The sequence below is a fragment of the Microcoleus sp. Pol11C3 genome (assembly GCF_036701485.1).
GTDB lineage: Bacteria > Cyanobacteriota > Cyanobacteriia > Cyanobacteriales > Microcoleaceae > Microcoleus.
In genome coordinates this window covers 1-10,458 of sequence record NZ_JAUBQW010000180.1, presented here as the reverse complement: position 1 = coordinate 10,458, position 10,458 = coordinate 1, and the positions used below count along the sequence as shown (strand labels likewise).

Annotated in this window: 10 protein-coding genes; 8 read left to right on the top strand and 2 right to left on the bottom strand. The window is 46.5% G+C overall.

Annotated elements, in window-relative coordinates:
* Positions 1 to 150 precede the first annotated feature (150 nt).
* Positions 151 to 1,068, bottom strand: coding sequence for a glycosyltransferase family 2 protein (locus QUA40_RS25815; protein ID WP_333131161.1), 918 nt, complete (start codon positions 1,066 to 1,068; stop codon positions 151 to 153).
* Between the two features lie 86 nt (positions 1,069 to 1,154).
* Positions 1,155 to 1,985 carry a hormogonium polysaccharide biosynthesis protein HpsJ gene (gene hpsJ-B, locus QUA40_RS25810; RefSeq protein ID WP_333131159.1) on the bottom strand — a complete coding sequence of 277 codons (831 nt, stop codon included), beginning with the start codon at positions 1,983 to 1,985 and terminating at the stop codon, positions 1,155 to 1,157.
* Between the two features lie 48 nt (positions 1,986 to 2,033).
* Here hpsJ-B and QUA40_RS25805 point away from each other — a divergent pair, with 48 nt between their 5' ends.
* The 8 genes from QUA40_RS25805 to QUA40_RS25770 all read left to right on the top strand — a co-directional run bounded on the left by QUA40_RS25805 (position 2,034) and on the right by QUA40_RS25770 (position 10,029).
* Positions 2,034 to 2,207, top strand: a complete 174-nt coding sequence (locus QUA40_RS25805; protein ID WP_333131157.1) for a hypothetical protein — start codon at positions 2,034 to 2,036, stop codon at positions 2,205 to 2,207.
* Between the two features lie 572 nt (positions 2,208 to 2,779).
* Positions 2,780 to 3,274 (top strand): D-glycero-beta-D-manno-heptose 1-phosphate adenylyltransferase, encoded by a 495-nt coding sequence (gene rfaE2, locus QUA40_RS25800; protein ID WP_445301199.1) that lies wholly within the window; start codon positions 2,780 to 2,782, stop codon positions 3,272 to 3,274.
* 138 nt (positions 3,275 to 3,412) lie between these two features.
* On the top strand, positions 3,413 to 4,282 hold the full coding sequence (locus QUA40_RS25795; RefSeq protein WP_333131153.1) for an STAS domain-containing protein: 870 nt from the start codon (positions 3,413 to 3,415) through the stop codon (positions 4,280 to 4,282).
* A 56-nt stretch (positions 4,283 to 4,338) separates the two neighbouring features.
* On the top strand, positions 4,339 to 4,716 hold the full coding sequence (locus QUA40_RS25790; protein ID WP_333131151.1) for an STAS domain-containing protein: 378 nt from the start codon (positions 4,339 to 4,341) through the stop codon (positions 4,714 to 4,716).
* Positions 4,717 to 4,981: 265 nt separating this feature from the next.
* On the top strand, positions 4,982 to 5,380 hold the full coding sequence (locus tag QUA40_RS25785) for an anti-sigma regulatory factor (RefSeq protein WP_333131149.1): 399 nt from the start codon (positions 4,982 to 4,984) through the stop codon (positions 5,378 to 5,380).
* A gap of 211 nt (positions 5,381 to 5,591) precedes the next feature.
* Entirely contained in the window at positions 5,592 to 6,611 is a 1,020-nt protein-coding gene (locus QUA40_RS25780; protein ID WP_333131147.1) for an ATP-binding SpoIIE family protein phosphatase, read from the top strand.
* Positions 6,608 to 8,164: an ATP-binding protein gene (locus QUA40_RS25775; protein ID WP_333131145.1), complete on the top strand. Its 1,557-nt coding sequence runs from the start codon at positions 6,608 to 6,610 to the stop codon at positions 8,162 to 8,164. The genes QUA40_RS25780 and QUA40_RS25775 overlap by 4 nt, the downstream gene beginning before the upstream one ends.
* Positions 8,165 to 8,556: 392 nt before the next feature.
* Positions 8,557 to 10,029, top strand: a complete 1,473-nt coding sequence (locus QUA40_RS25770; RefSeq protein WP_333131143.1) for an MBOAT family protein — start codon at positions 8,557 to 8,559, stop codon at positions 10,027 to 10,029.
* Positions 10,030 to 10,458 lie beyond the last annotated feature (429 nt).

Below are 10,458 nucleotides of genomic sequence, written 5' to 3'. Positions count from 1 at the left end.
TAAAGCCCCAAGCCTGATCGGGAGAAATTAAAAGAAGACTATTCATTACTCCAATCCTCTTCCTTCCAGGTAGAGGTCGCTATCTTGCCGTCAACCCTTCGACTACGCTCAGGGCAAGCTGTCAACTGTCAACTGAACCATTACCAATTTTTAATTTCGAGTATCGGAAGCACCAAGATTATAAGAAACTTTAGGCGAATCAACGGTTACTACTTCCGAAAGAGATTGTTCTGCCACTACCTCTAACTTTGGCAGTGGTAGATGCTTCATTTCCCAAACTTTCAGCAAAATTAGATATTCATAAAAAGCTTGCAGCGTGCACCAAGCCAAGCCCGCTTGGCCGTCAAGAAATCCGCCGAGTAAAATATACATATAGAAAAAGCGCACCACAGGCCGCAAAGGCAAGCGCAAAGAAAAATCTTTTAAAGCGCGGCGCCTTTCCACCTCCGACGCGCCAAACAATAAATGCCACCAATTTACTTGACCCGCTTCTAATTGACGGAGAGTTTCAGCCGCCTCGTCAGTCGAGTAGCGGTTGTGCTTTTCAATCCAGCGGGAAAGACCTTTGCTGCAAGTATAGTGAGGGTAGGTTTCCTTCAAAAAGTGAGTAGGCCCGTTGCAGACTTCGCGTTCAGTGTGACCGTAGTCAGTAAACCACACTCGGTCTTTCCGAAAGAGACGCATTTGATAACGGGGATATTGAGTGCTGCGGCGAATCCAGCGCTCCATAAATATTACTTTTTCAGCTACGTAATAGCCGATATATTCTTGACTTTCGATCGCCTTTAAGCATTCAGCAAACAGTGCAGGCGTCATCCGCTCGTCAGCTTCGAGGATGTAAACCCATTCGTACTTGCACGGGACTTCTTGGAGCATCCAAGTCCGCTGGCGTCCGTGAGTTTCAAAGCGGTGCTGCACTGTTTGCACACTATAGTTCTGAACAATTTCAAGGGTGCGATCGGTGCTGAAAGAATCAACTACAATGATATCGTCACAAAGCAATGCCGATTCAATGCAAGCGGCGATATCAATCTCTTCATTGTAAGTCAGAATATAAATTGAGAACATTCCCAGCTTTCAGTAATGGCAAACTATTGGGTAAACAAACTATTTCTCAGGGATGTCTCGACCAGCGCGATCCCTGCCAGCGCTGGTCAATTTTTGCGGCGGCCGAACCGCAGAATTCCCATACTTCTCAATCCCGTCCAACCAACAGTAATGTAGCCGATCGCTAACAACAAACTGCTGATTCCCGTCTGCAAACTCGAATTTCTCGATCGAGTTCTTAACTCTTTCTCTTTTTGTTGCTTGCGGGTGCGAATCTCGTTACGAGCTTGAGTAGGAAGTGCTTGAGCTTGCTGTTCTAGGAACTTGTCAAGGGCTTTCGGGTCATTTTTCGACTCCTGAAGCACAGCTTTCCATTCATTGGGAACCTCTGGACTCTTGAGTGCTTGTTGCAGTTTCCCCTCGTCTTGCAGCAGCGCGGCTATCTGGGTGCGCCGCTGGCTTTTGAGCTGTTCTACCTGAGCTTTAAACTGATCGCTTTTAATTTGCCCCTCAAGTTGACCTTCCGCTTGTCCCGCTTCTTGATCGACTTGAGCCAGAGCATCTTTGAGTTCCAAACGAGTATTGTTGAGGTGAACGGGAACCAGAGATAGGTAAACTAAACCTAACAAGCTGGAAATCAACAGCGCCCAAAATCGCAAGTCCAGCCAAACCTGGCGTCGCTCAATAGAGACTCCACTGCTGCTGTCCACCCAAAAGCCAGTCATCAGCAAGGCGATACCCATCAAAGGAATCATGCCTCTGTCAACTATCTGAGTTGCTGCGGCAAGCTGCCAGCCTCGATTGAGAAGGTCCGAAGTTTCTCCCGGCAGCGACAGAACAATGCAGTCAAGCAAAGCAGAGAGAATCAAGATAATCCCGACTACTTTTAGAGTTCGAGCAGCTACTGAAGAAAATTGACGGCTATTACTTGCTTTCATAATTCCTGTGAGATAATTCTACACCGTTAGATTCAAAGGGGTAGTTGAGTGGATTTTGTTGAAGGAGTTAAGCTATTTTCCACCAAAATAGCTGCTTCGGGTACCCACCTCGACTTTCCTCTGGGTTTTCACAGCTTGCGGTTGCGACCGCAAAGGGTCGAGTTTCTGCACAGGTATGCAGAGTTGGGCACAGGAGGCAGCACGCTTCTGGGGTGGCTGTAAAGCTTGGTCAAGATAGCGACCAGAAACTGCTGCAAGCAAATGCTGGCTTCTTCTATAGCCTGAACAATGCAGCGTCAAGATGAGCTCTAGACGCTTGGATTCCAGCTTTTAACTAGCTTTCGCTCGCGCCGCGGTGTCAGAAATAATAGACACAGCAGCAGGGCGTTTCGTTGGGTTTCACCCCCTAGGGCTCGCACTACCCGATCGCCTGCCAGAGGCCGTAGCACTAAATCCCTTGTCTTATAGTAATTGATATAAGAGAGGGGTGGAATAAATAATTGTTTCCAAACCTTTTTAACCTTCAATTACCAGCAGCACGATACGGCTGTCACAGATAGACGAGTAGCTGTTTTTGACCGAGAAATTATGTTGTCCATATCTGCTTCGGCGGTAATTTTTACTTATCCATTCTGGCTGAAAAGTTACAATTTACTAATTAATAGTGTACTCGGAAACAACTATTAATTATTGGGATGTTGACTGATTTATTTTTTAATATCGAAAGTGCAAACCATCACATTTTTTGGTAGGATAATTTTGAGCGCTGTTAAAATTTGGTGGTAATGACTGCAATGATTTCTGATGTTTACACTTTGAGAGAACTGGAAAGATTGATCGCATCCGATCCGGACAAGTGGCGCCCGATCGTGTTTACTAACGGGTGCTTCGATATCATACACGCTGGCCACGTCCGCTATTTGCAGGCGGCAAAAAAATTGGGGCGATCGCTCGTGGTGGGCTTGAATAGCGACGCCAGCGTGCAAGCTATTAAACCGCAGCAGCCGGGATTGCCGCCCCGCCCGATCGTACCGGAAAATCAGCGAGCCGAAGTGTTGGCCGCCCTCAAACCAGTAGACGCCGTAGTAATTTTTTCCGAGATTACAGCAACTAAACTGATAAATATCCTGAAGCCTGATATATACGTTAAAGGAGGCGACTATCAAGTCGAAACTCTGCCGGAAGCACCGGCTGTTATCGCCGGAGGTGGCAAGATTTCCCTAATCGAAATAGAAGTTCCGAGTTCTACCAGTGCGATCGTCAAACGCATTTTGCAATTAGGTACTTAACCCTTGATCGCAAACAGCAAACAGTGAGTTAAACTCAGACGTTGCCCATCAAAACTACTAAAGTATGCGCGGCGAAGCTATCCCGTAGGGAATCGCTCGTACAACTTCATCCCAAGTGCTAAGCAGGAGATAATTTCAATGGAACTCACAAGCAATAACACGATCGCGGAAATCCTCGAAAGACACAAAGCAGAGCTACTAGCAGACTGGCTCAAAGAACTGCAAAATACCGGACTGCGGCGGGACGACTTGATGAGAGCCAAAGAATTGCGTTCCGAGTGTCAAGAGTTCCTGCAATTGCTCCACATTGCAGTCGGGCAGGGTAACTTTAGCGACATCCAGACACCCGAATGGGAAAATATGCGGGTGCTGCTAGCAGAAGTTTCGCGATCGCGCGTTCAGAGAGGCTTTACTCCCTCAGAAATAGCGAGTTTCATTTTATGCTTCAAAAAGCCATTGTTCGATCGGCTTTGTCATGAACTGACAGAAAACCGCGACGCACTTGTCGAACAACTTTGGCTTTCCACCAGTTTATTAGACCAGCTTGGGCTTTGGGTGACAGAAATTTTTCTCAAAGCTCGCGAAGAAGTCATCGAACGCCAGCAGCAAGAAATGCTCGAATTGTCAACACCCGTAGTCAAACTTTGGCAAGGAATTCTCGCATTACCCATGATCGGGACTCTCGACAGTGCCCGCACTCAAATAGTAATGGAAACTCTGTTGCAGGAAATCATGGAAACCGGCTCAGAATTTGCGATTTTAGACATTACAGGCGTGCCGACTGTTGACACTTTAGTTGCTCAACATTTATTAAAAACTGTCGCCGCCGCCCGTTTAATGGGTACTGAGTGCATCATCAGTGGCATTCGCCCGCAAATAGCTCAAACCATAGTTCATTTAGGAGTTGACTTGCAGGATATTCTCACAAAAGCTACTTTAGCAGATGCTTTTAAAGTCGCTTTGCAACGTCAAGGTTTAACTATAAAAAATCTTAAAGAGGAAAAATAAAAAAGATTGCCGTTTGGTCTAATAAATTAAGTAAAACTTCAAATAAAGGTGAATTTGTGGAACGGATACCGATACTTCAAATGGGAGAATTTCTGCTAGTAACAATTCAAGTAGATATGCACGATCGCTTAGCAATGACCCTGCAAGATGACCTGACAAACCGCATCGTCAAAACAGGTGTTAAAGGTGTATTAATTGAAATTTCTTCCCTCGAAATTGTTGATTCTTTTATCGGTCGCATTATCAACAATATCGCTAGTATGTCGCGAATTTTAGATGCGGAAACAGTTGTGGTCGGGATGCAGCCAGCGGTTGCTATTACGCTCGTTGAGTTGGGCCTTTCCCTGACAGGAGTTCGCACAGCTTTAAGCGTTGAAAAGGGCATGATTTTGTTAAGAAAATCCTTGAGTTTGTCTGTGGACGAGCAAGCGTAAGCAGTCGATCAATTTTCCCCTGACTGAGGCACAGGCAGTCAAGAAACCTAGTTTATTTGTAGATACCTTGTGGACAAACTAAAAATTTCTTAGGACAGGGCTTACGCACTCAAACTGGTTAAATCAAGGGTTTGAGATTCCTTCAATATCTTCTTTTTTGAGAGAAAATGATAGTAAGTGCAGCCAGCACTATTAGGAGAAACTAAGTTGATGAACGTAAGTCCTATATTTTGGGGAAAAGTTCTATTTTGGTACAGTAGCCACCATGTCAAAACGTGAGACACTAGAAATCCGATCGTCCTCCGATATAGTCCACGTCCGACAGCAAGTGCGAGCTTGGGCTGTAGCAATGGGATTCGGTTTATTAGACCAAACGAAAATCGTTACCGCAGCCAGCGAACTCGCCCGCAATACTGTAGAGTACGGCAAAGGGGGAACTGTAACTCTCGAAACGCTCCAATTAGGCACCCGCAAAGGGCTGAGGCTGATATTTGAAGACAAGGGCCCGGGAATTCCAGACATCGAATTGGCAATGACTGACGGTTATACTTCTAATCACGGTTTGGGTTTGGGGCTGAGTGGTTCCAAGCGGTTGATGCACGAATTTGAGATTGTTTCCAAAGTGGGTAAGGGGACTAAAATTGCGATCGTCCGCTGGCGGTGAGTAAGTAATACGATTTGAGAGTTGAGATTTTAGATTAAAGAATTAGGAATGATTGAGGACGATCGGGGTTTGGAGCTTGCGTATAGTTGTATTATTTTTTTAAATTGGTATAAAGAGCAACCAGCAAAGCCAAAAAGTGATTCTGGAAATCCCACACCATACCCGGAGAGGGTTGGCGTATGGAGGATTCTATTATGAGAACTGATAAACAATGATAGATGCCGTAGCCCTGCCCGTAACAGAAGAAAGTCAAGTCGGAGAAGCGCGGCGAATCGCAGTCGCCCTGGCGGCCGAAGTCGAATTTAACGAGACCGATCGCGGTAAAGTGGCAATTGTTACCACGGAAGCAGCAAAAAACCTGGTCAAACACGGCCGCGAAGGAGAACTTTTACTGCGAACATTAAAAACAGCGGCAGGATATAGCATTGAAATAGTAGCGCTAGACAGGGGGCAAGGAATGGCAAATGTCGCGCTGTGTATGCGGGACGGTTTTTCTACAGCGGGAAGCCCTGGAACTGGACTGGGGGCAATTAAACGCCTCTCTACTTTTTTTGATATTCATTCTGTACCAAAACTGGGGACAGCCTTATTAGCGAGGCTGGAACCGACCCAAAATAGCCGGGAAGCATCCCAAAACAGCAATTACTTGGAATTTGGGGTTATCCACTTACCGAAAGTAGGAGAGCAAATTTGCGGCGATTCTTGGGCGGCGGAAAATCACCTTGACAAACACCTGATCTTAGTTGCAGACGGGCTCGGCTACGGGGATTTAGCCCAGGAAGCGTCCCGCGAAGCAGTGCGGGTATTTGAGGAAAACGCCAAACTCGGGCCCAAAGCAATTTTAGAGAAGGCGCACGCTGCTTTAAAAAATACCAGAGGAGCGGCTGCGGCGATCGCCCAAATAGATCCTACTCAACAAACAATTTGTTTTGCCGGAATTGGCAACATCAGCGGTGTAGTTGTCACAGATAACCAAAGCCGCAGCATGGTTTCCTACAACGGCACAGTTGGACATATGATGCGAAAAGTAGCAGAATTTGTCTATCCTTGGTCGCAGCAGTCCCTACTCATCATGCACTCCGACGGTTTGGCGGCGCAGTGGAATTTAAACCGCTACCCGGGTTTAGCCTCCAGACATCCTGCTTTAATCGCAGCCGTGCTCTACCGGGATTTCAAACGCACTCGCGATGACATGACAGTTATAGTAGCCAAGGTGAGAGAAGCAGCGTGAGTTACCCAATCCTGACGACGGAAGTCCGCTTTGAACAAGACATCGTACAAGTACGCCAAAGAGCTCGCCAAATTGCTAAAGGGCTGGGATTCGATTCCCAAGTACAAACCCGCATCGCCACAGCAGTTTCCGAAATTGCCCGCAATGCTTTCAAATATGCAGGCGGTGGCAAAGTAGAATTCATTGTGGAAGGAGAATCGCCCCAAATTTTTCGGACTCGGATTTCTGACACGGGGCCGGGAATTGCTGATTTACCGGCTGTGTTAAGCCCCAATTTTCGATCGCAAACCGGCGCGGGACTCGGTTTAGCAGCAGCAAAACGGTTGATGGACGAAGTGAAAATCGACTCGGCGCCCGATCGCGGAACGGCTGTACAATTAATTAAACAGTTTTCCAAACATATGCCTGCGCTGAGTGCGATCGAACTAAATCAATTAGTTGATAAACTAGCGCGCCAAATTCCCGAAGATCCCTATGCCGAAATTCAGCAGCAAAATCAAGAATTACTACGCACTTTAGACGAACTCCGCCAGCGTCAAGAAGAACTCGTACAATTAAATCAACAACTAGAAGATACCAATCGCGGAGTTCTGGCACTTTACGCTGAATTGAACGATAAAGCCGAATCTCTCCGGCGCGCCAGCGAACTCAAAACCAGCTTTCTCTCCAATATGAGCCACGAGTTTCGCACTCCGCTAACGGCAATTCTGAGCCTTTCCGAAATATTGTTACATCGCCTCGACGGAGAACTTTCTGCAGAACAGGAAAAGCAAGTAAATTACATTTACAAATCCGCCGAGTCTCTCGCAGAACTTGTCAACGACTCGTTAGATTTAGCCAAAGTGGAAGCCGGAAAACTAACTGTTCGCGTGGGTGATTTTGAAGTCGAAGATTTGTTCAGCGCCCTGCGAGGAATGATGCGCCCCCTTCTTCCCCCAAACTCTGCCGTTTCTATAATTTTTGAAGATCCTCTCGAACTTCCAATCCTCACAACCGACGAGGGCAAAGTTTCTCAGATTTTGCGAAATCTGATTTCTAATGCCCTCAAATTTACCGAAGCAGGTGAAGTTCGAGTTGCTGCGGAAATAGGAGAGGAGGGAACAGTTACTTTTTCAGTAGCAGATACGGGCATCGGCATTCCCCCAGCCGACCAAAGGCGGATTTTTGAAGAATTTGTCCAACTCGAAAACCCCTTGCAGAAGGGGGTCAAAGGCACGGGATTGGGATTGTCTCTGTGCAAAAAACTGGCGGAATTTCTAGGGGGAAGCATTGAAATCACAAGTTCACCCGGAGTGGGTTCGACTTTTTTTGTAACACTGCCGATTCTGTATCTTGGAGAAGAAGAAAACCCTTTGGAAATGTCCGCTGCTAAGGGAGATGAAATATCGCTGACCAGCGCAAATTCTCGTAGGTTGCGGGGTTCCGGGCGATCGCCAGCGGCGGATTCAGTAGCCAAAGTTTTGAGTGGGGAGGATGAAGATAATTTTTCGGTATTTGCTGAAAAACTTGCCACAAATTCATTGTACTGCGATATAGGTCGCCAACGGTGGTGAAGGTTGGCGATCGGCTAGTCTTGAGACTTATTGCATAAATCTTCGATCGATCGGTCAACCGCAGATGTAAGGTAGATAAACGCAGATCGACGCAGATAATTTCAAGATAGAGAAGATGGCCGTTGCAACCGCGTCTACCCAAACGAAGTTTATTTAATTTGCCACAGCATTTAACATTTGTGCTGTAAAATGTAGCAGTTCTCAGTTGCCGACTATACCGTAGGGACTGAGGCTGTGCTTTTATCGTGCCAAGGGCGATCGGCTAAAATTCTTAAATCTAGTTCTTAGTAAAGTCTTGATTAAAAAAAATAATGCAACTTTAGGCAAGTCCAAACCCATATAGAGTAAGCCATTCCCCAATCTAAAATCTAAAATCTAAAATCTAAAATGGTATGACTTTCATCTCCCTTCAATATGCCCTGTTTCTGTTGGTTTTGTTCGCGGCTTACTGGTTGGTTCCCCTGCGGTGGTGGCGGCTGTTCATCATGTTGGCCGGTAGTTTAATTTTTTACGCTTCGCTGCAAATTTGGTACATTCCTCTGCTGTTAGTCGGCGCTTTGTTTAATTACTTCTTGGCGATGGCAATTGGGGAACCTCTGGATTGGCGGATTGCTAATGAATCTTGGAACCGCCGCCGTTTGTTGCTGCTGTGGATAGGCATCTGCCTGAATGTATTGCTGCTTCTGGGCTTTAAGTATGTGCCTTTTTTATTGAGTTCGATCGGCACTTTGTTAAATTGGCCGGTTGCTCTCGACGGAGCTGACTGGGTGAAAAGTCACGTCATCGCACCCCTGGGATTGAGTTTCTTTTGCTTTGAGTGCATTGCTTATTTGATTGACGTGTACCGAGGCGCGCCTGCTGCTACTTCGCTGCTGCACTTTGCTGCTTACAAGTTGTTTTTTCCCAAACTGATTTCCGGCCCGATTACTCGGTATCACAACTTGATCTATCAACTGAAAACCCAGCAATTTCCGACGCCCGATCGCATTTCTGAGGGACTTTGGACGATCGCCTTTGGTGCAGTAAAAAAAGGTCTTTTCGCAGATAACTTGGGAATTTATGTCGATTTAAGCTTTACCAACTTGCAGCGGGCGGGTAGCGAGGATTTGTGGCTGGCTATTTTTGCTTACGGGCTGCAACTTTATCTCGATTTTAGTGGCTATGTTGACATGGCGCGCGGTACTGCTTTGCTGCTGGGTTGGTATTTGCCACCAAATTTTGATTTTCCTTATTTTAGTGCCAGCATAGCTGATTTTTGGCGACGCTGGCACATGACTTTAGGCGATTGGCTACGCAATTATTTGTATTTTCCTTTGGGCGGTTCGCGAGTCGGTTTGTGGCGCACTTGTCTGAATTTGTCGATCGTCATGTTAATTGCGGGAATTTGGCACGGGGCGGCTTGGGGATTTATTGTGTGGGGGGGTTTACACGGTTTGGCTATGGCGGTTCACCGGGTGACGGATGTGGTTTTCAAGCGGTTGCGAATCGAGTTTTTGTGGGAAAATCCGATCGGGATTGCGATCGGTTGGCTATTGACTCAGGCGATGGTTTTTGGTAGTTGGATATTTTTCCGCCTTCCCGATTTAAAGGATTCTGGATGGGCGATTTCGCATTTGTGGGGACACACTGCTGACGTGCAGTTTGCTGAGAAAGTTTATGGCGAAGTTTTGGGTTTGGAAAGAGTGCATTTAGCTTGGATGTTGGCGGCTTTGGCTGCGGCGATGCTGGGGAATTATGCGTTGAGTCGGGGTTTGAAATTGGAGTTAAATTGGCCACTGAAATTGGTGTTAGTGCCGCTTTGTTTGTATGCGGTTTGGGTGTTGGCTCCCGAAGGGGGTTTGCCTTATATTTATTTTGATTTTTAGGGTATTATTTAATTCGCCGTAAGGTGCACAGCGCGCACCCTACGACGACATTGAGGTGCGCCGAAGTGATTACCCGCTACCTATTAGTGTCAACTTAAGCTTTTAGTTTGCCAGTCCTCCCGCTCACCCAACAGTCCGCCAGGGAATGAATTCCCTGTCTCATATAGCAATCCTAAATCAATTTCAATAACTGGTTAACTGGTTCCCAGGAAGAGCCTGGGAACCGATGTCACTCTTGCTCTGCCTCGGCTGCAACAATGGAGGCAGAGCCTCCGGATATGCGTTACCAGGCTCTTCCTGGTAACGAGTATAATCATTTAGGATTGCTATAGCTAAAGTCCTCTCAAAGAGGACTTAATTAGGGCTTGCTGAATAATCGATCGCAAACTATGAATAGGAGCGACCGATATATTCAAACTCAACTAAAGA